The following is a 21,163-nucleotide window of genomic DNA, read 5'->3' on the forward strand; positions in this document are numbered from 1 at the left end:
ACTTGCCAAGCTATCTCGGCCTCGATGGATTCCGCTTCGGCTGGGTCGCCGCCTGGATCGACGATCGCGGTGATCACTGCTTCGATTATTCGCCGGTTCTCGCGCGGCTGCTCGCGCTGCCGCATGCCCGAGCGATGATCGACATGCCGATCGGATTGAAATGGAGCGGATATCGCGTCTGCGATTTGCGCGCACGCGAGCTGGTCGGTCCTGCCGTGTTTCTCGGCGCGCGCCGCGGCCTCTGGAGCTTTGCCGACATGGCCGCAGCCAACCGTCACTACTGGGCGCGCGAGGGCAAGGGCAGGGGCGTGTCGGCGCAGCTCTGGAACATCAGGGACAAGATCGGGGACGTCGACGCGATCATGACGCCGACGCGGCAGGCGACCATCGGCGAAGCGCATCCGGAATTGATTTTTTGGAATCTGGCTGGGCGGGCCCGGCTTGCTAAGAAGACATCGGCGGAGGGCCGCGAGCAACGCATCGCACTCCTGCAGCAGCGCGGCTTCGTGCGCTTGCCGAAATGGCTGACCCAACGACACGGCACTGGCATCGGCCGTGACGATCTCATCGACGCCTGTGCCTGCGCGGTCGCGGCACGCGACAGCACGCAGCGGTTCGGCGGGGAGGAGACCGACCCGCGGGGCTTGCGGATGGAGATCAATTATTGAGGCTGCCGGCGCGTGAGGGTTCGGGAAAAAGCTGCAATTTATTTGAAGCTTGCAGGAACAGACGACGGCCGGCCCGCGTTCCCCGTGCGAACCGAACACGGAGAAGCTCGTCCGATGAGGGATGCCAGTCAGTTCGCGACCGCGATGCTTGCGCTCGTCTTTACCGGAGCACTGCTCGTCACCGGCCAGCTCTTCATCGAGCAACGCGCACAGCGCGATGTGATGCACGCCACCAACCATTTGCTGCGGCCGTTGTGACCTGTACGGGAAAATGATCTGACCACTCGACCTTGCGTCGTTCGTTCGCTTGCCTAAACTAGGCGGCATCTCATGAACGAAGCCGGGGTCCTGATGTCCGATCTGTCCGCCTTTCCCGTCACCAAGCGCTGGCCGGCCAAGCACCCGGAGCTGCTCCAGCTCTATTCGCTGCCGACGCCGAACGGCGTCAAGGTCTCGATCATGCTGGAAGAGATCGGGCTTCCCTACGAAGTCCATCTCGTCGATTTCGGCAAAGACGACCAGAAGACACCGGAGTTCCTCTCGCTTAATCCGAACGGCAAGATCCCGGCGATCCTCGATCCCAACGGTCCCGGCGGCAGGCCGCTGCCGCTGTTCGAATCCGGAGCGATCCTGCAATACCTCGCGGAGAAGACCGGCAAGCTGCTGCCGCAGGATGCCGCGCGCCGTTACCAGACCATCCAGTGGCTGCATTTCCAGATGGGCGGCATCGGGCCGATGTTCGGCCAGGTCGGCTTTTTCCACAAGTTCGCCGGCAAGGATTTCGAGGACAAGCGGCCGCTCGAGCGCTACGTGGGCGAGGCCAGGCGGCTGCTCGGGGTGATGGAGATGCATCTTGCCGGCCGGCAATGGTTCATGGACGACGACTACACCATCGCCGACATCTCCATGCTCGGCTGGGTGCGCAATCTGATCGGCTTCTACGGCGCCGGCGATCTGGTCGCGTTCAGCCAGTTCAAATCCGTCGCCGCCTGGCTCGAACGCGGGCTGGCGCGTCCGGCGGTCGAGCGCGGGCTGAACATTCCGAAGCGGCCATAAGATCAGGTTAGCGCCTTGTGGGTCATGTAGAGCGCCATCAGCAAGATGAGGGCGATCATGACCCGGCGCAGCACCGATCTGCTGACGCCATTGGCCGCGCGTGCACCGAGATCGGTGCCGACCCAAAGACCGGCAAGGATGCCGATGATGGCCGGCCAGCCGACCATGAGTCCCTTGCTCCAATAGATCCACGCGGCCGGAATATTGGTCGGGATGACCGAGAAGACGAGGCTGACGAGCTGCGCCTGGTGCTGCGGCACCCGCAGGCCCGCTGCGAGCCCCACGGTGATCGCAAGCCCGCCGCCGATGCCCATGAAGCCAGAAGAAAATCCGGCAAGCATGCCGATGAGGAGCAGCGGCAGCCAGGGCAGCTTGTCTCGGTCACCCGTCTTATTATTTTTCTCCTCGCGGTCGCGGCGCAGGATCAGGAGAGCGATTAGCGCGACGAGATAAACGACGTAGGTCCATTGCAGCACCGAGTCGGAGACCGCCGCCGCGGCGTAGCCGCCGCCGGCGCCGCCGAACAGAAATCCGATGCCGATCCAGACGATCCACAGCAAGGGGCTGCGATTGCCGTTCTCCCAGTAGCGGCGAACGCCCGCGAGTCCCGTCGGTGGAACTTGCGCGATCAGCGATGTGCCCTGGGCGACGTGCTGCTCCGCGCCCAGTAGCAGCACGCTGAAAATCACGAGACCGCCTCCGGGACTCGTCCCCATGAAGCCCGATGTCAGCCCGCCGATGAGACCGACCCCAATGCCTGCGAGCAGGTCATGGACCCACGACATCGCTCAGCTCCTGGTCCGTCGCTTGACGTCGGCCTTCGTGGTGCGAAATCCATCGATCACGCCGGTCACGGCCGCCATGCAGGCCTCGATGTCAAAATCCTGGCCCCAGCATTTTTGCAGCACAAAGCCCTGGAAGATCGCGATCAGCACGCGCGCGATCGCTTCCGCACCGAGATCGCGTTTGATGAGGCCGTCATGCTGGCCGCGCTCGACCAGTGCGACGATCAGGGCGCGCGGCATGTCGACGCCTTCCACGACGCTGGTCCGGACGCGGCGATTGCGCAGGGCTTCGGCCCAGCCATGGATGCCGACACGGCGGCGTGCTTCGCCGGTGGGGTCGGTGAGCCATTGCGCATAGACGCCGACCAGCGCGTGAAGTCCTTCGATCGGATCGCCGGATCCTTGCGCGACCGAGTTGAGCACGGCCTCGCGCCGGTGCCGGTCGTCGGCGAGTGCCTCGATCAGATCGTCCTTGCTCTGGAAGTAGAGATAGACCGCACCGTGGCTCAGCCCCGACCGTTTGACGATGTCGGCCATCCCGGTCTGGTGAAAACCGTCCTCGGCGAAGCAGGCGAGGGCGGCTTCGAGAATCTGCTGCCGCCGGCTTTCACGTTGCTTGTCGCTGATCTTTGGCATCCGGCCGTCCATAAATAACTGACAGATCGATCGTTTACTTGTTCTGTAGGAGACATGGCAGTATAGCACTGAACAAGATAAAAAGCGATCAGTCAGTCATTTTTATTATCAAAGAGTAACCCGGTCAAGCCCGACGACCCGGGGCCGGGAAACAGCAGGTTCTTTAAAGGGGGGCCGCCGGCGGCCACGGACCGCCCCTCGATCGCGCGGTGCTAGAACAGCCGTCCGCCGTTCGGCACGGGCTTGCTCGGCTGCACCAGGACGACCTTGCCGTCGACATCGGGGAAACCGAGGGTCAGCACCTCCGAGACAACAGGGCCGATCTGGCGCGGCGGGAAATTCACGACCGCAGCAACCTGTCGGCCCACCAGCGTTTCAAGCGGATGATTTTCGGTGATCTGCGCCGAGCTCGTGCGCACGCCGATCGCGGGACCGAAGTCGATCCACAGCCGGTAGGCCGGCTTGCGCGCCTGCGGGAACGGCTTTGCATCGACGATGGTGCCGACGCGGATATCGACCGCGAGAAAAGTGTCGAAGTCGATGGTCGGCGACGCAGTCGCGCCTGGATCATGAGTGACGTGCATGGAGTGTCCGTTCGAAGAGATGGCGTCGTTCGCAATATTGTCGCGCGAACCGGAGTTGCGTACAACGCTTTGGGATCACGATACGACGCATGCGCGAGGAACGTTTTGCCCAACATCATCTACGGCATCAAGAACTGCGACACCATGAAGAAGGCGCGCGCCTGGCTCGACAGCCATGGCGTCGCCTACGCGTTTCACGACTACAAGACAGCGGGCGTGGAGAAGGACAAGCTCAAGCAGTGGAGCGACAAGGTCGGTTGGGAGACGCTGCTCAACCGCGCCGGGACGACTTTCAAGAAGCTGCCCGATGCCGACAAGGAAGGCCTCTCCGAGAAAAAGGTGCTGGCATTGATGCTAGCGCAACCATCGATGATCAAGCGGCCGGTGCTTGAAGTCGGCGGCAAGCTGCTGGTCGGTTTCAAGCCGGATATCTATGCCAAGGAAGTCACGACCAAGGACGCCGGCGCCAAATCGCGCTGAGCGCTAGTTCAGCTCGATGATCTCGGTGGGAACACCGGACCCCTGCTGGTCCACGAATTCGACCAACTCGGCCGGCGCGATGCGGCCGGGGGTGCGATGGAACAGGTCGCGGTCGATCACCTTGCGCAATCTCGGGCGCGGCAGCGCGTCATTTCCGCGCATCAGATTCTTGATCTCGAAGCCGCCGTCCTCGCAGAAGGTCTTGAGCGATGCGATGATGTGACAGACCTTGCCGTCGGTCTGGAAGGGCAGCAGCAGGCGCTCATAGGCGACGACACGGCCGTAGATGTCGTCGACGTCGGCAATGCTGTAGACCGGCAGCCCGCGCGCCACGCATTCATGATAGACCGGCATCACCAGGGGCACGAGACGCGGCCCGATATAGTCGTCGAGCAGAACGCCCTTGCCGGTGTGTCCATAGGCGCGCGAGATGCGCGTACCTTCGCTCTGGATGGTCAGACGCGGTGTCGGCGTTGACATGTCCACCGTATAATAGATCAGATCGGAGAGCTCTTCCTCGAGCCGCGCAGGCTGGTACTCCCAGATCGCCGGGGCCGTCTGCTCGCGCGCATAGAGCCGCAGCCACGTGTTCAGGAGATCACGCTGCCTGATCGACTTGACCACGGAAGGAGCGGCGCTTGCAAAATCCAAGACAATATTCCCGGCGAATAGAAATTCCGGACGCATGAAACCCGCGCATGATCCTCGCCGCGGGAAAATTTTCTATGAAGGCTGGCGCATGGAACGAAAGACCGTTAACGACGGCTTGATGACCGGCGCTTTGCGAACCGGGAAGCCGGGCAGGCGCGACATCAAAACACGTCCGACTAAGGGAGCATAAGTCTCCCGGCCGGAGGCCTGACCTGCTCAGCTTTCCGCCTTGCCTAACCCCCGTCACCTCCGGCATATTCCGCGCCCGGAGGCGGCGTTCCGGATAGGCTCCAGGGAGTGGCTCCAAGGCCTCCGGAAAGCCGAAGCAACAAGGATAGCCACGCGCGTTGTGCGGGCAGGGGGAAAACTGTTTGGCCGATGAGTTCATTCTCGAAACGGAAGGCTTGACCAAGGAGTTCGCGGGCTTCTTCGCCGTCCGCGACGTTGCGCTCAAGGTTCGCCGTGGGAGCATTCACGCGTTGATCGGCCCGAACGGCGCCGGCAAGACGACGTGCTTCAATCTTTTGACCAAGTTCCTCAAACCGTCTGCCGGAAAAATCCTGTACAAGGGGCAGGACATCACCGCGATGGCGCCCGCCGACGTGGCCCGCCTGGGACTGGTTCGCTCGTTCCAGATCTCGGCGGTATTCCCCCATCTCACAGCGCTGGAAAACGTCCGCGTCGCGCTTCAGCGCCAGCACGGCAGCTCCTTCGATTTCTGGCGCTCCAAATCCGTGCTCAACCAGTTCAACGATCGCGCGCGCGAGCTGTTGAACGATGTCGGCCTCAGCGAGTTTTCCAATACGCCTGCGGTCGAGATGCCCTACGGGCGCAAGCGCGCACTGGAGATCGCAACCACGCTCGCGCTCGACCCCGAGATGATGCTGCTGGACGAGCCGATGGCCGGCATGGGCCACGAGGACATCGACAAGATCGCGGCGCTGATCAAGCGCATCTCCGCGAAATACACCATCCTGATGGTCGAGCATAATCTGAGCGTCGTGGCCAATCTCTCCGACATCATCACCGTGTTGACGCGCGGGCAGGTGCTGGCGCAAGGCCATTACAGCGAGCTCACCAAGGACGAACGCGTCAAGGAAGCCTATCTGGGAGCCGGTCATGGCTGAGACTGCAACGGCGGAAGCTCCCGCAAAGGCCGCGAGCGGCGGCAACCTCCTCCAGGTCCGCAACCTGGAAGCATGGTACGGCGAGTCCCACATCCTGCACGGGATCAACTTCGACGTGAACGCGGGCGAGGTCGTCACCCTGCTCGGGCGCAACGGGGCCGGCAAGACCACCACGCTGAAGTCGATCATGGGCATCATCGGCAAGCGCACCGGCTCGGTGAAGTTCAACAACCAGGACATCATCCGTACGACCTCGGACAAGATCGCGCGGATGGGAATCGCGTTCTGCCCGGAAGAACGGGGAATTTTCGCCAGCCTCGATGTCCGGGAGAACCTGCTGCTGCCGCCGGTGGTGCGTCCGGGCGGATTGCCGCTCGAGCAGATCTTCGATCTGTTTCCGAACCTGAAGGAACGGCTCAACAGCCAGGGAACCAAGCTCTCCGGTGGCGAGCAGCAGATGCTCGCGATCGCGCGCATCCTGCGCACCGGCGCGAACTTCCTGATGCTGGACGAGCCGACCGAGGGTCTCGCGCCCGTCATCATCCAGCAGATCGGCCACACCATTGCGCGGCTCAAGAAGGAGGGTTTTACGATTCTCCTGGTCGAGCAGAACTTCCGGTTCGCATCCACCGTCGCCGACCGCTATTACGTGGTCGAGCACGGCAAGATCATTGACGGATTTTCCAATGCGGAGCTTGCCGCCAATATGGACAAGCTCCACACGTATCTCGGCGTCTAGAACGGCCAATAAAAAGATTCATAAGGAAGTAGCATGATGACCAAGTCGATTGCGTCGTTTCTGCTCGGCACGGCGCTGGCCGTGACCGCCACCGGTGCAGCTTTCGCGCAGGACAAGACCGTCAAGATCGGCGCGCTGTCCGATCAGTCCGGGCTCTATGCCGACCTCGGTGGACCGGGCTCGACGCTCGCCGCGCAGATGGCCATTGAAGATTCCGGCCTGGCCGCGAAGGGCTGGAAGATCGACATCATCTCGGGTGATCACCAGAACAAGCCCGACATCGGCACCGCGATCGCGCGGCAATGGTTCGACGTCGACAAGGTTGACATCATCGTCGACGTACCGAATTCCGGCGTGGCGCTCGCGGTCAACAACGTCGTCAAGGAAAAGAACGGCGTCTATATCAACTCGGGTGCTGCGACTTCGGACCTCACCAACGCGCAGTGCTCGCCCAACACGGTGCACTGGACCTACGACACCTACATGCTGGCCCACACCACCGGCCAGGCTCTGGTGAAGGCCGGTGGCGACACCTGGTTCTTCCTGACCGCCGACTACGCCTTCGGCGCGGCGCTGGAGCGCGACACCACCGCGGTCATCACCGCCAACGGCGGCAAGGTGGTCGGCGGCGTCAAGCACCCGCTGAACACGCCGGATTTCTCGTCCTTCCTGCTGCAGGCGCAGGCTTCCAAGGCCAAGATCATCGGCCTTGCCAATGCCGGCGGCGACACCACCAACACGATCAAGCAGGCGGCCGAGTTCGGCATCGTCAAGGGCGGCCAGAAGCTCGCGGCGCTGCTGCTGTTCCTCACCGACGTCAAGGCGATCGGGCTCGAGACCGCTCAGGGCCTCAACTTCACCGAGACCTTCTACTGGGACATGAACGACCAGACCCGGGCGTTCTCGAAGCGCTTCGCCGAGAAGATGAAGAACAACGCGCCGCCCACCATGGTGCAGGCCGGCGTCTATGCGGGCGTGCGTCACTATTTCAAGGCACTGGAAGCGCTCGGCGGCAACCCGCATGACGGCGCCAAGGTCGTCGAGAAGATGAAGTCGATGCCGACGGAAGACGATCTGTTCGGCAAGGGCGAGATCCAGCCCAACGGCCGCACCATCCACAATGCCTATCTGTTCGAGGTGAAGAAGCCCTCCGAGTCCAAGGGGCCGTGGGACTTCTACAAGCTGGTCGGCACGGTGCCGGGCGACCAGGCCTTCACGCCGTTGTCCGAGAGCAAGTGCGCGCTGTTGAAGAAGTAAGATAACCGCCCGCAGGCCATCAGGCTTGCGGGCGACTTTCAGGGAACGCCGAAGGGACCGGGTGCGGGATCGATGCAGGCTCTTTACGCTCAGCTACTGGTGGGACTGATCAACGGCTCGTTCTACGCGCTGCTCAGTCTCGGGCTTGCCGTGATCTTCGGCATGCTCAACATCATCAATTTCGCCCACGGTGCGCTCTACATGATGGGCGCGTTCGTCGCCTACTTCCTGCTGAACATCGGCGGCATCAACTACTGGTGGGCGTTGCTGCTTGCCCCGATCATCGTCGGCATCTTCGGCATGATCCTCGAACGGACCATGCTGCAATGGCTGACGGGGCTCGATCATCTTTACGGCCTGCTCCTGACCTTCGGCATTGCGCTGATCGTGCAGGGCGTGTTCCAGAACTATTTCGGCTCCTCTGGCATGCCTTACGCCATTCCGGACCAGCTCAAGGGCGGTATGAATCTCGGCTTCATGTTCCTGCCCATCTATCGCGGCTGGGTCGTCATCTTCTCGCTGGTAGTCTGCATCGCGACCTGGTTCCTGATCGAGAAGACGCGGCTCGGCGCCTATTTGCGTGCCGCCACTGAAAACCCGACGCTGGTGCGCGCCTTCGGCGTCAACGTGCCGCGCATGATCACGCTGACCTATGGTTTGGGTGTCGGCCTGGCCGCGCTCGCCGGCGTGCTGTCGGCGCCGATCAACCAGGTGCGGCCGCTGATGGGCGCCGACCTGATCATCGTGGTGTTCGCGGTGGTCGTGATCGGCGGCATGGGATCGATCATGGGCTCCATCATCACCGGCTTTGCGCTCGGTGTGATCGAGGGCATGACCAAATATTTCTACCCCGAGGCCTCCAACACCGTCGTGTTCGTGCTGATGGTGCTGGTCCTCTTGGTGAAGCCAACGGGATTGACGGGAAGGGCGGCCTGATATGACAGCCTTGACGGACGACACGCTGCCGGTAACCCCGCGCTCGATCCGCGATGAGATGATCGTGTTCGTGGTGATGGCGCTGCTGCTGGCTTCGGTGCCATTCACGGGAGTCTACCCGTTCTTCGTGATGCAGGCGCTGTGCTTCGCGCTGCTCGCCTGCGCCTTCAATCTCCTGATCGGCTATGGCGGTCTGCTGTCCTTCGGCCATGCGATGTTCTTAGGGACGGCCGGCTATTGCAGCGCGCATGCGCTGAAGGTCTGGGCGCTGCCGCCTGAACTCGGCATCCTCGTCGGCGTCGCCGGTGCCTTCGTGCTCTCGCTCATCACGGGCTATATCTCGATCCGCCGCCAAGGCATCTATTTCTCGATGATCACGCTGGCGCTGTCGCAGCTTTTGTACTTCATCTACCTCCAGGCGCCGTTCACCCATGGTGAAGACGGCATCCAGGGCATCCCGCAGGGACGCATGTTCGGCGTCTTCGATCTGACCAAGCCGACCGTGCTCTACTATGTGGTTCTGGTCGGCTTCCTCGCCGGCTTCTTGCTGATCTTCCGCATCATCAACTCACCGTTCGGCGAAGTCCTCAAGGCGATCCGCGAGAACGAGCCGCGCGCGATCTCGCTGGGTTACCGCACCGATCAGTACAAATTCCTGGCTTTCGTCCTCTCGGGCACGCTGGCCGGATTTGCCGGTGCGCTGAAAGTCTTCGTGGCGCAGAATGCCTCGCTCACCGACGTGCACTGGTCGATGTCGGGCGAAGTCGTGCTGATGACGCTGGTCGGCGGACTCGGAACCGTCTTCGGTCCCGTGGTCGGCGCCTTCGTGATCATCGCCATGCAGCAATATCTGGCGGGGTTCGGCCAGTGGGTGACCGTGATCCAGGGCTCGATCTTCGTGATCTGCGTGCTCACCTTCCGCCGTGGCGTCATCGGCGAAATCGCGCATTACTTCCGGCGGTCACTGTAAGTCGTTGATATATTGGAAGATGTACTGACGGGCGAAAGCGGTGGATGATCCGGCTCCACGGGCGTGAGGTGGCACGCGCGTGGATCGAAAATGGTCTATGACAGTTTTATGACGGCCCGCTCGGGCCCAGGCCATTATCCAACCGGTAGTCTCTCCCCCATGATGCGATTGTTTCGCGCTTTCTTGCCCAAGGAAGAACGGTTCTTCGACCTGTTCGACCGCCACGCCCAGACCGTGATCCAGGGCTCGATCGCGCTCCAGAGCATGCTCAACGGGGGCGAGGAGACGCCGGTCTATTGCCAGCGCGTCAACCAGTTCGAGAACGATGCGGACAACATCACCCGTGAGGTGCTGACCGCGGTGCGCCGCACCTTCATCACCCCGTTCGACCGCGGCGACATCAAGAACCTGATCACCTCGATGGACGACGCCATCGACCAGATGCAACAGACCGCCAAGGCCGTGATGCTGTTCGAGGTCCGCAGCTTCGAGCCGCCGATGCGGGAGATCGGCGGGCTCCTGATCGAATGCGCCAATCTGGTCGGTCGTGCGCTGCCGTTGATGCAGAAGATCGGCCAGAACGTGGCCATGCTGACCGCGATCACGGAAGAGCTGGGCAAGCTGGAAGGCCGCGTCGACGATCTCCATGATATCGGGCTGAAGGAACTGTTCCTCAAGCATCGCGACGGCAACGCGATGGATTTCATCGTCGGCGCAGAGATCTACGACCATCTCGAGAAAGTCGCCGACCGCTTCGACGACGTCGCGAACGAGATCAACAGCATCGTCATCGAGCAAGTTTAGGGCAGGGGCCACGCCGTGGATGTTGCGTTGGGTCTTCCCGTCCTGGTCGGATTGATCGCCGTCGCGCTGCTGTTCGACTTCCTGAACGGCCTGCACGACGCCGCCAATTCGATCGCGACCATCGTCTCGACCCGCGTGCTGCGGCCGCAATACGCGGTGTTCTGGGCCGCGTTCTTCAATTTTGTCGCCTTCATGGTGTTCGGGCTGCACGTCGCCCAGACCATCGGCACCGGCATCATCGATCCCGCGATCGTGGATGCCCAGGTGATCTTCGCGGCGCTCGTCGGCGCCATCGTCTGGAACCTGGTGACATGGGCGCTCGGGATCCCATCGTCCTCGTCTCACGCGTTGATCGGCGGCTTGTTTGGTGCCGGTGTGGCCAAAGCCGGCCTTTCGGCGGCGGTCTGGAGCGGATTGTCCAAGACGGTGATCGCCATCGTGCTGTCTCCGCTGGTCGGCTTCCTGCTCGCGATGGTGCTGGTTGCGATCGTCTCCTGGGCTTCGGTGCGCTCCACGCCCTTTGCCGTGGATCGCGCCTTCCGAATCCTGCAATTCGCCTCCGCCTCGCTCTATTCGCTCGGCCATGGCGGCAACGACGCCCAGAAGACCATGGGCATCATCGCCGTGCTGCTCTATTCGCAGGGCCAGCTCGGCGGCGAATTCTTCGTCCCCTTCTGGGTGGTGCTCTCGTGCCAGGCCGCGATGGCGATGGGGACCTTGATGGGCGGCTGGCGCATCGTCCGCACCATGGGCCTGCGCATCACCAAGCTGACCCCGATGCAAGGCTTTTGCGCCGAGACCGGCGGTGCCGCGACCCTGTTCATGGCGACCTTCCTCGGCGTTCCCGTCTCGACCACCCACACCATCACCGGCGCCATCGTCGGTGTCGGCGCCGCCCGGCGCCTCTCGGCGGTGCGCTGGAACGTCGCCAGCTCGATCGTCTATGCCTGGGTGATCACGATGCCGGCCTCGGCCATCGTCGCCGCGCTCTCCTGGTGGGCGGTCAAGATCTTCCTCAGGTAACCAGCTTCAGCCCGACGATCCCGGCGACGATCAGCCCGATGCTGGCGAGGCGGAACGCGGTGGCCGGCTCGCCGAACAGGATGATGCCGAGCGTCGCGGTACCGACCGCGCCGATGCCGGTCCAGACTGCATAAGCGGTTCCAATCGGCAGCGATTTGAGGGCGAGCCCGAGCAGGATGATGCTGCCGGCCATGGCGCCAAGCGTGAGGACCGACGGAACGAGCTTGCTGAACCCCTCGGTATATTTGAGGCCGATCGCCCATGAGACCTCCAGCAGACCGGCGACAAACAGGATGCTCCAGGCCATGACGACCCTCCATTCAAGGCAGGGGCGTCCCCGCGACTGGTGTGCTGATGGGAAGGGAAGGCCGTCCCTCCCAACCTGATCCCAGGCCGGATATGGGACTGGCCGGAAGGCTCCGCAATCACCAGATGAGGCTTGATCAGGCTCATTTTCCCTGCCAAACGCTGCCGCAATGTCCGACATCGCCACCACAGCCGAATCGACGGCCCGTTCCTCGCTTGCCGCTGAAGTGTCGCGGCGGCGTACCTTTGCGATCATCTCGCATCCGGACGCCGGCAAGACCACGCTGACCGAAAAGCTGCTGCTGTTCGGTGGCGCCATCAATCTGGCCGGCCAAGTCAAGGCCAAGGGCGAGCGGCGCAACACGCGTTCGGACTGGATGAAGATCGAGCGCGAGCGCGGCATCTCGGTCGTGACCTCGGTCATGACCTTCGAGTTCGAGGGGCTGGTGTTCAACCTTCTGGACACGCCGGGCCACGAAGACTTTTCGGAAGATACCTATCGCACGCTCACGGCGGTCGATTCCGCCGTCATGGTGATCGACGCTGCCAAGGGCATCGAGGCGCGCACCCGAAAGCTGTTCGAGGTGTGTCGTCTTCGCGACATCCCGATCATCACCTTCATCAACAAGATGGACCGCGAGAGCCGCGACGTCTTCGAGCTTCTGGACGAGATCGAGAAGACGCTGGCGCTCGATACCACGCCAATGACCTGGCCTGTCGGCCGCGGCCGCGAGTTCCTCGGCACCTATGACGTCGTCAATGGCGGCGTGCGCCTGCTCGAAGGCGGCGGCGCCAAGACCGGCGCGGCGCAGCAGATCGAGATCGCCGAGCTCGGCAAGCTCAACGCCAATCTCGACGTGTCGGCGGTGAAGGACGAGCTCGAGCTCGTCACCGCAGCTTCAAAACCGTTCGAACTCGAAGCGTTTCGCGAGGGCCATCTGACGCCGGTTTATTTCGGCAGCGCGTTGCGCAATTTCGGCGTCGGCGACCTGCTGCAAGGACTCGGCAAGTTCGCGCCCGAGCCGCGCGCGCAGGAGAGCGACCAGCGCAAGGTCGAAGCCACCGACCCGCGCATGAGCGCCTTCGTGTTCAAGATCCAGGCCAACATGGATCCCAACCACCGTGACCGCATCGCCTTCGCTCGCCTCTGCTCCGGCAAGCTGAGCCGCGGCATGAAGGCGAAGCTCGTGCGCACCGGCAAGAGCATGCCGCTGTCCAGCCCGCAATTCTTCTTCGCGCAGGACCGTTCGGTTGCGGACGAGGCCTACGCCGGCGACGTCGTCGGCATTCCCAACCACGGCACGCTGCGCATCGGCGATACGCTGACCGACGGTGAGGATTTCAACTTCGTTGGCGTGCCGAGCTTTGCGCCGGAAATCGTCCGCCGCGTACGTCTTACGGATGCGATGAAGGCGAAGAAGCTGAAGGAAGCGCTTCAGCAGATGTCGGAAGAGGGTGTTGTGCAGGTGTTCCGCCCGCGCGACGGCGCGCCCGCGCTGGTCGGCGTCGTCGGCGCGCTCCAGCTCGACGTGCTCAAGGCGCGGCTGGATGCGGAATATTCCCTGCCGGTCGAATTCGAGGTCAGCGAGTTCCAGCTCGCGCGCTGGGTCTCGTCGGACGACCGCAAGAAGCTCGACACCTTCATCGCGGCCAACACCTCCAGCATCGCCGACGATGTCGACGGCGATCCCGTCTATCTGGCGCGGAACGAGTTCTATCTCGGCTACACCAGGGAACGGGCCGAGGGCATCGAGTTCACCAACGTCAAGGACGTCAAGAAGAAGGGGTAGGGGCGTTCCGCCCCACCGCGGTCATGCCCGCGCAGGCGGGGCATCCAGTACGCCGCAGCCTCTCGGCTCAATCACAATCGCCTCTGGGATACTGGATCGTCCGGTCGAGCCGGACGACGACACCGCGTGTACGCGCGAGCATGTGAACGCTTGCGGGCTTGACGGCTTCTCCGGCGATGCCACGTTCTGGTCATGTGGCGCGGCATCCTTGTTTTCCTCCTGCTGGCGATCTCGACGATCGCCACGGACGCGCGGCCCCGGCAAATCAACCCCATTCCGTTTTCGCACGAGCCGTGCAGCGTCCTCGATGGAAGGCCCTGCACGCCGTCCTATTGCAGCCCGCTCGAGCCTGGTCCCTGCATTCCCGAGATCGACTATCCCTACGGCCAGAACCTCCAGCTCACGATCCAAAGCGTACCGTCAGAGGCGGATCGCGCCAAATATCAAAAGCCGGATCACGATCTCGATACGATCGGCGATCTCTTCGCCGAGCTGCGCACTTGCTGGTCGCCGCCAACGGACAATGCCCGCGCGGGCATGCAGATCGCCGTGCGCTTCAGCTTCAACAAGTCGGGCGGCCTGATCGGCCCGCCGCGCCTGACCTTTGCGACCGCGGGCGTGCCCCCCGAGACGAGAACCACCTATCTCAATGCGATCAATTCATCGTTGAACGCCTGCCTGCCGCTGAAATTCACCGGGGGTCTTGGCGGTGCCCTCGCCGGGCGGCCGATCGCGATCCGGTATGTCGACAATCGGACCTTGGGAAAATAACAGCCGGGACATCTCTATCCCCTCATCCTGAGGAGCGCGTTCTTACGCGCGTCTCGAAGGATGCAGGCCGCGCTGTTGCAGCAGCCGGGCCTGCATGGTTCTCGCGGCGATGCGAAGCATCGTCCGCTGACGGCGCTTCGCGCCTCCTCACCATGAGGGGTGAGAGTTGCGACCCGCGGCCAATCGATGATAGGCCATGGGCTGGGGCGCTGGTTGAGGGGAGAATCTCGTGGGTCTGCTGGTTATGATCCTGGGGCTTGCGCTGTTTTTTGCGGCGCATGTGTTCACGACGAAACGCGAGGCGCGCGCGCAGGCCATCGCGAGACTGGGCGAGGGGACCTACAAAATCCTCTATTCGCTTGCCTCGCTCGCGGGGCTCGCGTTGATCATCTGGGGCTTCGCGCATTATCGCGCGACGGGCTGGATCGACGTCTGGTATCCACCGAAGGCGCTGAAGCACATCACGCTCGCACTGATGCTGCCCGCGGTCATCCTGGTGGTTGCGTCCTATCTGCGCGGCCGCATCTATGCGACGCTGAAACATCCGATGCTGGCCGGCATCAAGCTGTGGGCGGCGGCGCATCTTCTGGCCAATGGCGATCTCGGCTCCATCATCCTGTTCGGCTCGTTCCTGGGCTGGGCGGTGTATGATCGCATTACGCTGAAGCGTCGGACTGATGGTGGCGGTCCGCCGATTCCGGTCGGCGGCGTCACCAACGATCTGATCGCGGTCGTGGTTGGAATCGTCGCTTATCTGGCGCTGGCGTTTGCGTTCCATCCCGTCGTCATCGGCGTTCCCGTGATGGGCGGCTAGCCGATCAGCACAAGACAAGACGGCATGCCCATGCGCGGAAGATAACGAGAGCAACAAGCCAAGGCATTCCGATGGACTGGTCGCATTCTCAGATCCCGCCCATGCGGTTCGAGGCGCGCTTCGGCGATCGGGTCGTGCCGGCATTTTGCGATCGGCCGTCGAGCCTGTGGGCGATGATTGCGGACGCCTGCGCCCGCAATCCCGACGGCGAAGCGCTGATCTCAGGCCAGGTCCGGCTCAGCTGGCGGCAGGCCGCGGAGCAGGCTGCGCGGATCGCGGCGGGATTTCGCAAGCTCGGATTGCAGCGCGGCGATCGTGTCGCGATCCTGCTCGGCAACCGGGTCGAATTCCCGCTGCTGCTGTTTGCTGCCGCGCATGAGGGGCTCGTCACGGTGCTGCTCAGCACGCGGCAGCAGAAGCCGGAAATCGCCTATGTGCTCGCCGACTGCGGCGCAAAGATATTGATTTTCGAGGCGGCGCTCGCGGAACGGCTGCCGGATGTGCCCGAACTGGTCCACCGCATCGCTGTCGACGACGATCCGGCTTTGTCGCGTTTCGCTGTGCTGGCAGACAACGCACCGGCCTCGACACCGGTCGAGACGAGCGAGGAGGACACCGCCATGATCCTCTACACCTCGGGCACGACAGGCAAGCCGAAGGGTGCGATGCTGGCCCATTGCAACATCGTCCATTCCTCGATGATCTTCGTGTCCTGCCTGCAATTGACGGCGGCCGACCGCTCGATCGCGGCGGTGCCGCTCGGCCACGTCACCGGTGTCGTCGCCAACATCACCACGATGATCTGCTGCGGTGGCGCGCTGATCATCATGCCGGAGTTCAAGGCCGGCGAATATCTCAAGCTCGCCGCGCGCGAGCGCGTCACCTACACGGTGATGGTGCCGGCGATGTACAATCTCTGCCTGCTCCAGCCGGATTTCGAGAGTTACGATCTATCGAGCTGGCGCATCGGCGGCTTTGGCGGCGCACCAATGCCGGTTGCCACCATCGAGAAGCTCAAGGCGATCATTCCCGGCCTCGAGCTGGCGAACTGCTACGGCGCGACCGAGACGACATCGCCGTCCACGATCATGCCGGGCAGCTTGACGGCAAGCCATATCGACAGCGTCGGCCTGCCGTGTCCGGGTGCGCGCATCCTGGCGATGGACGCGGACGGACGCGAGCTGCCGCCTGGGGAAATCGGGGAGCTCTGGATCCAGAGTGCCTCCGTCATCAAGGGCTATTGGAACAATCCAAAAGCCACGGCCGAAAGCTTCACCAGCGGGTTCTGGCATTCCGGCGATCTCGGCTCGGTCGACGCGGAGGGATTTGTCCGGGTGTTCGACCGGCAGAAGGACATGATCAATCGCGGTGGCCTGAAGATCTATTCGGCCGAGGTCGAATCCGTGCTGGCCGGCCACCCGGCCGTGGTCGAGAGCGCGGTCGTCGCCAAGGCGTGTCCGGTGCTGGGCGAGCGCGTTCACGCCGTGGTGGTGGCGCGCGCACCGGTGGATAGCGAGTCCTTGCGGGCCTGGTGCGCGGAGCGGCTGTCCGACTACAAAGTCCCGGAGACCATGGTGATCACCGCGGAGCCCTTGCCGCGCAATGCCAATGGCAAGGTGCTGAAGCGGCAGCTGCGGGAGCTGTTGGGGACCTGACCCGAGGAGGCGGTCTCTCCGGGCTGTCCCGGGTGGTTAACGCCTTGATCGGGCTCGCTTTGCCTTGCCACCGCCATATCGTTAGGGTACCTCGCCGCCACGTGGGGACGGGATTCCTGACGCGAACGCTTTGGCGCGCGCACCCGGACGGGCATGGGATAAGCATAAGTGTCTGAATTATTTGACGAAGTCGACGAGGAAGTACGTCGCGAACAGCTCAAGAAGCTGTGGGACAAGTATTCAATTTTGTTCATCGCCCTGATGGTGCTGATCGTCGCCGCCGTGGGTGGCTGGCGCGGTTACCAATATCTGGAGGCCAAGAAGGCTGCCGAGGCCGGTGCCGCCTTCGAGAAGGCCGCCGAAATGTCCGATCAGGACAAGCATGCGGAGGCCGAAGCGGCCTTCACCGAGCTCGCTGCAAAGGCTCCATCGGGCTATCGCACTCTGGCGCGGCTGCGTGCCGCGGCCGAGGCGGCGGCCCGCGATCGCAAGGCGGGCGCCAAGCTGTATGACGACATCGCCGCCGACCGCAGCGTAGGCGGCGAGTGGCAGGATCTGGCAAAGATTCGCGCGGCCGGTCTCCTGCTCGACAGCGCCGGCTATGCCGACATGCAGCAGCGGCTGGAAGCCTCCACCGCGCCTAAATCGACCTTCCGTCATACCGCCCGCGAGATGCTGGCGCTGTCGGCCTGGCGCAACAACGATATGACTGCCGCCCGCAAATGGCTCGACGCGATTGCCGAGGATGGCGAAACGCCGCCCGGCCTGCGCTCACGCGCCGAGGCGCTACAGGCCCTGCTGCCGCCCGTAGCGAAGAGCTGAGCCGAGAGCTGAGACGAGATACCGACATGCGCCGCACGCCACGCTTGATCGCAGCCGCCGTCCTGATCGCCTTCACGGGCGTCCTGGGCGGTTGCTCCAGCTTCGATCCGAGCGACATGCTCGACTTCCTCGATACCAAGAAGAAGCTGCCGGGCGACCGCAAGCTGGTGTTCCCGGAAGGCGTGCCCGGCCTCGAGCAGGGCGTTCCGAAGGATATGTACAAGGGCGCACAGCAACAGCCCGATCCGAACGGACCCGCCGTCGCGGCTCTGCCCACCGAGCCTCCGCCCGAGCCGGCCAAGCCCGCGAAGGGTGCCAAGGCGAACAAGACCAGGCAGCCGGCCAGCGCGGCCGTCGCGCCGGCTGAGGCGCCCGCCGGGGAAGTCGATGGCGAGGCCCAACCCGAGGCCGCGCCGCCCGCGGCCACTCCGCCGCCCAGGCAGAAGATCGTGCGCAAGCGCACCACCGCGCCGCCGCCCGATCAACCCGTCCAGCAGGCGCAACCGACCCAGACCACCCAGCAGCAAACGCAGGGCGCCTTCCCGGCGCCGATGCCGAGCGGCAGCTTCTCGCGCTAATTTTTCATTTCATTGACAGGCGCGGCTCCGGCAGCGCACGAATGACCCATGTCCTTTAAGATTGCCATTATCGGCCGACCCAATGTCGGCAAGTCGACGCTGTTCAACCGCCTGGTTGGGCAGAAGCTCGCGCTTGTCGATGACCTGCCCGGGGTCACCCGTGACCGCCGCGAGGGCGAGGCCAGGCTCGGCGATCTCGACTTCACGATCATCGATACCGCCGGCCTCGATGAGGGCGCCAAGGGCTCGCTGACCGCCCGCATGCAGGAGCAGACGGAGGCCGCGATCGCACAGGCCGACGCGCTGTTCTTCGTGATCGATGCCCGCATGGGCCTCACACCCAACGATAGCGCCTTCGCCGAGTTCGCCCGCAAGGCCAACAAGCCGGTGCTGCTCGTCGCCAACAAGAGCGAAGGCAAGCATGGCGATGCCGGCGCGATGGAGGCTTTCGCGCTCGGCCTCGGCGATCCCATCCAGATCTCGGCCGAGCACGGCGAGGGCCTGGGTGAGCTCTATGACGCGCTGAGAGAGCTGATGCCGGAGCCCGTCGAGGAGGACGACGTCGAGGACGACGAGCCGCTGACGGAGGAAGAGGCGGCCACGCGTCCGATCCGGGTCGCGATCGTCGGCCGGCCCAACGCCGGCAAGTCGACGATGATCAATCATCTGCTCGGCGAGGAGCGCCTGCTGACGAGCCCGGAGGCCGGCACCACGCGCGATTCCATCGCAGTCGAGATCAACTGGAAGGGCCGCGAGTTTCGCGTGTTCGACACCGCAGGCCTGCGCCGGCGCTCGCGGATCGAGGAGAAGCTCGAAAAGCTCTCGGTCGCCGACGCACTGCGCGCGGTGCGCTTTGCCGAAGTCGTCGTGATGATGATGGATGCGCAGAACCGCTTCGAGGAGCAGGATCTTCGCATCGCCGACCTGATCGAGCGCGAGGGTCGCGCTGTCGTGCTCGCCGTCAACAAATGGGACCTGATGGAGAGCAAGGGTGGCGGTGCGATCTCGAACCTGCGCCGCGATGCCGATCACTTGCTGCCGCAGATCAAGGGTGTGCCGATCGTCGCCGTCTCCGGCTTGATGGGCGAGGGCATCGACCGATTGATGCAGGCGATCCAGGATGCGTATGCGCTTTGGAACAGGCGTGTGTCGACCGCGGCGCTGAACCGCTGGTTCGAGGAGGCGGTCCAGGCGAATCCGCCGCCCGCCGTGTCCGGACGACGGCTGAAGCTGAATTACATCACGCAGACCAAGGCCCGCCCGCCGAGCTTCGTGCTGTTCTGCTCGCGTGCGGACGCGGTGCCGCAGTCCTATCTGCGCTATCTCACCAATTCGCTGCGTGAGGCCTTCGAGCTGCCCGGTACGCCGGTGCGTATCACCCTGCGCGAGAAGGCCAATCCGTTCGCCCATAAGCGCAAGCGGCCGTCGTGAGCAATGACGCCGGCGAGGCGATGGCGCAGGGCGCAGCGCCAGTCCGGCGCGGTGCGGTCGCCTTCATCTTCGTCACCATCCTGCTCGACATGCTCGCGCTCGGCGTGATCATGCCGATCCTGCCGAAACTGATCGAGAGCTTCGTCGACAACGACACGGCGCATGCGGCCCGCATCTTCGGTCTGTTCGGCACCGCCTGGGCGCTGATGCAGTTCGTGTTCTCGCCGGTGCTCGGCGCGCTGTCGGATCGCTTCGGGCGGCGGCCGGTGGTGCTGCTGTCGAATTTCGGGCTCGCGGCCGACTATGTGCTGATGGCGCTGGCGCCGTCGCTGGTCTGGCTGTTTGTCGGCCGCGTCATCTCGGGCATCACCTCGGCCAGCATCTCGACCGCCTTTGCCTATATTGCCGACATCACGCCGCCGGAGCGGCGCGCAGCGGTGTTCGGCAGGATTGGCGCTGCCTTCGGCGCCGGCTTCGTGCTGGGCCCGGCGCTGGGCGGCCTGCTCGGCGATATCGATCCGCGCCTGCCGTTCTGGGCCTCGGCGGCCTTAAGCTTCGCCAATGCGCTCTATGGGCTCTTTGTCCTGCCGGAATCGCTGGCGCCGGACAAGCGCGCGCCGTTCCGCTGGAGGAGCGCCAATCCGCTCGGAGCGCTCCGCCTACTGCGTTCCAACGCGGTCCTCGCTGCGCTGTCTGTCGTCAACTTCATCGCGCAGGTCGCGCATGTCGTGCTTCCCTCGACCTTCGTGCTCTATGCCACCTATCGCTACGGCTGGGATTCGAAAACCGTGGGATTGACGCTGGCGATGGTCGGCATCTGCGCCATGGTGGTGCAGGGGCTCGCGATCGGCCCGATCGTGCGCGTGTTCGGCGAGCGCAACGCGTTGTTGATGGGCCTGTGCTGTGGTGCGGTCGGCTTCGTGATCTTCGGCGCGGCGCCGACCGGGCCGCTGTTCTGGCTCGGCATTCCCGTGATGTCGCTGTGGGGCATTTCGGGCGCCGCCATGCAATCGCTGATGACGCGGCTGGTCGCGCCCGATCAGCAGGGCCAGTTGCAGGGCGCGACCGCGAGCGTGCAGAGCGTATCGCAGCTCGTCGGTCCGTTCCTGTTCACGCTGACGTTTTCATACTTCATCGGCGCCAGCGCGCCGTGGCAGCTGCCCGGCGCGCCCTTCCTGCTCGCGGCGGTTTTGATGGTGGCGTGCGTGGCGATCGCGGTGCGGGCGCTGGGAGCGGCGAGATCAGAACCGTAGGGCGGATTAGCGAAGCGTAATCCGCCA

The 21,163-nt window shown here is 63.8% G+C and carries 24 protein-coding genes; 19 read left to right on the forward strand and 5 right to left on the reverse strand.

Features of this window, described 5'->3' with window-relative positions; translation table 11 throughout:
• Positions 1-2 precede the first annotated feature (2 nt).
• The 3 genes from BRA471DRAFT_RS16820 (at position 3) to BRA471DRAFT_RS16825 (ending at position 1,724) form a co-directional block, all read left to right on the forward strand.
• The gene (locus BRA471DRAFT_RS16820) at positions 3-668 is read left to right on the forward strand and encodes a DUF429 domain-containing protein (RefSeq protein WP_007609208.1); all 666 of its coding nucleotides are present in this window, start codon (positions 3-5) and stop codon (positions 666-668) included.
• A gap of 114 nt (positions 669-782) precedes the next feature.
• Positions 783-926, forward strand: a complete 144-nt coding sequence (locus BRA471DRAFT_RS38885; protein ID WP_007609210.1) for a hypothetical protein — start codon at positions 783-785, stop codon at positions 924-926.
• 93 nt (positions 927-1,019) lie between these two features.
• Positions 1,020-1,724 carry a glutathione S-transferase family protein gene (locus BRA471DRAFT_RS16825; RefSeq protein WP_035974955.1) on the forward strand — a complete coding sequence of 235 codons (705 nt, stop codon included), beginning with the start codon at positions 1,020-1,022 and terminating at the stop codon, positions 1,722-1,724.
• Positions 1,725-1,726: 2 nt separating this feature from the next.
• On the opposite strand, the gene BRA471DRAFT_RS16830 is transcribed toward BRA471DRAFT_RS16825, so the two are convergent.
• From BRA471DRAFT_RS16830 to BRA471DRAFT_RS16840, 3 genes are all read right to left on the reverse strand, one after another.
• The gene (locus tag BRA471DRAFT_RS16830) at positions 1,727-2,509 is read right to left on the reverse strand and encodes a sulfite exporter TauE/SafE family protein (RefSeq protein ID WP_007609217.1); all 783 of its coding nucleotides are present in this window, start codon (positions 2,507-2,509) and stop codon (positions 1,727-1,729) included.
• 3 nt (positions 2,510-2,512) lie between these two features.
• A complete protein-coding gene (locus tag BRA471DRAFT_RS16835) occupies positions 2,513-3,145 on the reverse strand; it encodes a TetR/AcrR family transcriptional regulator (protein WP_007609219.1) in 633 nt (210 codons plus the stop codon).
• A 212-nt stretch (positions 3,146-3,357) separates the two neighbouring features.
• Positions 3,358-3,729: a tRNA-binding protein gene (locus BRA471DRAFT_RS16840; protein WP_007609220.1), complete on the reverse strand. Its 372-nt coding sequence runs from the start codon at positions 3,727-3,729 to the stop codon at positions 3,358-3,360.
• A gap of 105 nt (positions 3,730-3,834) precedes the next feature.
• On the opposite strand from BRA471DRAFT_RS16840, the gene BRA471DRAFT_RS16845 reads away from it, so the two are divergent.
• The gene (locus tag BRA471DRAFT_RS16845; RefSeq protein WP_007609221.1) at positions 3,835-4,209 is read left to right on the forward strand and encodes an ArsC family reductase; all 375 of its coding nucleotides are present in this window, start codon (positions 3,835-3,837) and stop codon (positions 4,207-4,209) included.
• A 3-nt stretch (positions 4,210-4,212) separates the two neighbouring features.
• Here the strand turns inward: BRA471DRAFT_RS16845 and BRA471DRAFT_RS16850 are convergent, their stop codons facing one another.
• Positions 4,213-4,896, reverse strand: coding sequence for a hypothetical protein (locus BRA471DRAFT_RS16850; protein ID WP_007609231.1), 684 nt, complete (start codon positions 4,894-4,896; stop codon positions 4,213-4,215).
• A 335-nt stretch (positions 4,897-5,231) separates the two neighbouring features.
• On the opposite strand from BRA471DRAFT_RS16850, the gene BRA471DRAFT_RS16855 reads away from it, so the two are divergent.
• The 7 genes from BRA471DRAFT_RS16855 (at position 5,232) to BRA471DRAFT_RS16885 (ending at position 11,716) form a co-directional block, all read left to right on the forward strand.
• Complete coding sequence (locus BRA471DRAFT_RS16855; RefSeq protein WP_018459153.1) at positions 5,232-5,987, forward strand: ABC transporter ATP-binding protein; 756 nt, start codon at positions 5,232-5,234, stop codon at positions 5,985-5,987.
• A complete protein-coding gene (locus BRA471DRAFT_RS16860; RefSeq protein WP_007609233.1) occupies positions 5,980-6,726 on the forward strand; it encodes an ABC transporter ATP-binding protein in 747 nt (248 codons plus the stop codon). Before BRA471DRAFT_RS16855 ends, BRA471DRAFT_RS16860 begins: the two co-directional genes overlap by 8 nt.
• Before the next feature lie 33 nt (positions 6,727-6,759).
• Positions 6,760-7,983 carry an ABC transporter substrate-binding protein gene (locus tag BRA471DRAFT_RS16865; RefSeq protein ID WP_007609234.1) on the forward strand — a complete coding sequence of 408 codons (1,224 nt, stop codon included), beginning with the start codon at positions 6,760-6,762 and terminating at the stop codon, positions 7,981-7,983.
• Between the two features lie 72 nt (positions 7,984-8,055).
• The gene (locus BRA471DRAFT_RS16870; protein WP_007609236.1) at positions 8,056-8,919 is read left to right on the forward strand and encodes a branched-chain amino acid ABC transporter permease; all 864 of its coding nucleotides are present in this window, start codon (positions 8,056-8,058) and stop codon (positions 8,917-8,919) included.
• A 1-nt stretch (position 8,920) separates the two neighbouring features.
• A complete protein-coding gene (locus BRA471DRAFT_RS16875; protein ID WP_007609238.1) occupies positions 8,921-9,889 on the forward strand; it encodes a branched-chain amino acid ABC transporter permease in 969 nt (322 codons plus the stop codon).
• A gap of 159 nt (positions 9,890-10,048) precedes the next feature.
• Positions 10,049-10,693, forward strand: coding sequence for a DUF47 domain-containing protein (locus tag BRA471DRAFT_RS16880; RefSeq protein WP_007609240.1), 645 nt, complete (start codon positions 10,049-10,051; stop codon positions 10,691-10,693).
• 15 nt (positions 10,694-10,708) lie between these two features.
• On the forward strand, positions 10,709-11,716 hold the full coding sequence (locus tag BRA471DRAFT_RS16885; protein ID WP_007609242.1) for an inorganic phosphate transporter: 1,008 nt from the start codon (positions 10,709-10,711) through the stop codon (positions 11,714-11,716).
• On the opposite strand, the gene sugE is transcribed toward BRA471DRAFT_RS16885, so the two are convergent.
• A complete protein-coding gene (gene sugE, locus BRA471DRAFT_RS16890) occupies positions 11,709-12,023 on the reverse strand; it encodes a quaternary ammonium compound efflux SMR transporter SugE (protein WP_007609247.1) in 315 nt (104 codons plus the stop codon). The two genes, BRA471DRAFT_RS16885 and sugE, sit on opposite strands and share 8 nt — an antisense overlap.
• A 169-nt stretch (positions 12,024-12,192) precedes the next feature.
• On the opposite strand from sugE, the gene BRA471DRAFT_RS16895 reads away from it, so the two are divergent.
• The 8 genes from BRA471DRAFT_RS16895 to BRA471DRAFT_RS16930 all read left to right on the forward strand — a co-directional run bounded on the left by BRA471DRAFT_RS16895 (position 12,193) and on the right by BRA471DRAFT_RS16930 (position 21,136).
• On the forward strand, positions 12,193-13,812 hold the full coding sequence (locus BRA471DRAFT_RS16895) for a peptide chain release factor 3 (RefSeq protein WP_007609250.1): 1,620 nt from the start codon (positions 12,193-12,195) through the stop codon (positions 13,810-13,812).
• A gap of 192 nt (positions 13,813-14,004) precedes the next feature.
• The gene (locus BRA471DRAFT_RS16900; protein ID WP_007609252.1) at positions 14,005-14,583 is read left to right on the forward strand and encodes a hypothetical protein; all 579 of its coding nucleotides are present in this window, start codon (positions 14,005-14,007) and stop codon (positions 14,581-14,583) included.
• A 229-nt stretch (positions 14,584-14,812) separates the two neighbouring features.
• Positions 14,813-15,397, forward strand: coding sequence for an NnrU family protein (locus BRA471DRAFT_RS16905; protein ID WP_007609254.1), 585 nt, complete (start codon positions 14,813-14,815; stop codon positions 15,395-15,397).
• A gap of 71 nt (positions 15,398-15,468) precedes the next feature.
• Positions 15,469-17,052 (forward strand): class I adenylate-forming enzyme family protein, encoded by a 1,584-nt coding sequence (locus BRA471DRAFT_RS16910; RefSeq protein ID WP_007609258.1) that lies wholly within the window; start codon positions 15,469-15,471, stop codon positions 17,050-17,052.
• 168 nt (positions 17,053-17,220) lie between these two features.
• Complete coding sequence (locus BRA471DRAFT_RS16915) at positions 17,221-17,874, forward strand: tetratricopeptide repeat protein (protein ID WP_007609263.1); 654 nt, start codon at positions 17,221-17,223, stop codon at positions 17,872-17,874.
• A gap of 26 nt (positions 17,875-17,900) precedes the next feature.
• Complete coding sequence (locus BRA471DRAFT_RS16920) at positions 17,901-18,452, forward strand: hypothetical protein (protein ID WP_007609264.1); 552 nt, start codon at positions 17,901-17,903, stop codon at positions 18,450-18,452.
• Between the two features lie 48 nt (positions 18,453-18,500).
• On the forward strand, positions 18,501-19,883 hold the full coding sequence (gene der / locus BRA471DRAFT_RS16925; RefSeq protein ID WP_007609265.1) for a ribosome biogenesis GTPase Der: 1,383 nt from the start codon (positions 18,501-18,503) through the stop codon (positions 19,881-19,883).
• A complete protein-coding gene (locus tag BRA471DRAFT_RS16930) occupies positions 19,880-21,136 on the forward strand; it encodes a TCR/Tet family MFS transporter (protein ID WP_007609266.1) in 1,257 nt (418 codons plus the stop codon). The genes der and BRA471DRAFT_RS16930 overlap by 4 nt, the downstream gene beginning before the upstream one ends.
• Positions 21,137-21,163: the final 27 nt, after the last annotated feature.

This window comes from Bradyrhizobium sp. WSM471 (assembly GCF_000244915.1).
GTDB lineage: Bacteria > Pseudomonadota > Alphaproteobacteria > Rhizobiales > Xanthobacteraceae > Bradyrhizobium.

Bases quoted from the DNA above. Each gene is read 5' to 3' on its own strand.
- BRA471DRAFT_RS16835 (WP_007609219.1), bottom strand. From the start codon at position 3,145: ATGCCAAAGATCAGCGACAAGCAACGTGAAAGCCGGCGGCAGCAGATT.
- der (WP_007609265.1), top strand. From the start codon at position 18,501: ATGTCCTTTAAGATTGCCATTATCGGCCGACCCAATGTCGGCAAGTCG.
- sugE (WP_007609247.1), bottom strand. From the start codon at position 12,023: ATGGCCTGGAGCATCCTGTTTGTCGCCGGTCTGCTGGAGGTCTCATGG.
- BRA471DRAFT_RS16880 (WP_007609240.1), top strand. From the start codon at position 10,049: ATGATGCGATTGTTTCGCGCTTTCTTGCCCAAGGAAGAACGGTTCTTC.
- BRA471DRAFT_RS16865 (WP_007609234.1), top strand. From the start codon at position 6,760: ATGATGACCAAGTCGATTGCGTCGTTTCTGCTCGGCACGGCGCTGGCC.
- BRA471DRAFT_RS16830 (WP_007609217.1), bottom strand. From the start codon at position 2,509: ATGTCGTGGGTCCATGACCTGCTCGCAGGCATTGGGGTCGGTCTCATC.
- BRA471DRAFT_RS16860 (WP_007609233.1), top strand. From the start codon at position 5,980: ATGGCTGAGACTGCAACGGCGGAAGCTCCCGCAAAGGCCGCGAGCGGC.
- BRA471DRAFT_RS16875 (WP_007609238.1), top strand. From the start codon at position 8,921: ATGACAGCCTTGACGGACGACACGCTGCCGGTAACCCCGCGCTCGATC.
- BRA471DRAFT_RS16900 (WP_007609252.1), top strand. From the start codon at position 14,005: ATGTGGCGCGGCATCCTTGTTTTCCTCCTGCTGGCGATCTCGACGATC.
- BRA471DRAFT_RS16850 (WP_007609231.1), bottom strand. From the start codon at position 4,896: ATGCGTCCGGAATTTCTATTCGCCGGGAATATTGTCTTGGATTTTGCA.
- BRA471DRAFT_RS16870 (WP_007609236.1), top strand. From the start codon at position 8,056: ATGCAGGCTCTTTACGCTCAGCTACTGGTGGGACTGATCAACGGCTCG.
- BRA471DRAFT_RS16825 (WP_035974955.1), top strand. From the start codon at position 1,020: ATGTCCGATCTGTCCGCCTTTCCCGTCACCAAGCGCTGGCCGGCCAAG.
- BRA471DRAFT_RS38885 (WP_007609210.1), top strand. From the start codon at position 783: ATGAGGGATGCCAGTCAGTTCGCGACCGCGATGCTTGCGCTCGTCTTT.
- BRA471DRAFT_RS16840 (WP_007609220.1), bottom strand. From the start codon at position 3,729: ATGCACGTCACTCATGATCCAGGCGCGACTGCGTCGCCGACCATCGAC.
- BRA471DRAFT_RS16920 (WP_007609264.1), top strand. From the start codon at position 17,901: ATGCGCCGCACGCCACGCTTGATCGCAGCCGCCGTCCTGATCGCCTTC.
- BRA471DRAFT_RS16895 (WP_007609250.1), top strand. From the start codon at position 12,193: ATGTCCGACATCGCCACCACAGCCGAATCGACGGCCCGTTCCTCGCTT.
- BRA471DRAFT_RS16910 (WP_007609258.1), top strand. From the start codon at position 15,469: ATGGACTGGTCGCATTCTCAGATCCCGCCCATGCGGTTCGAGGCGCGC.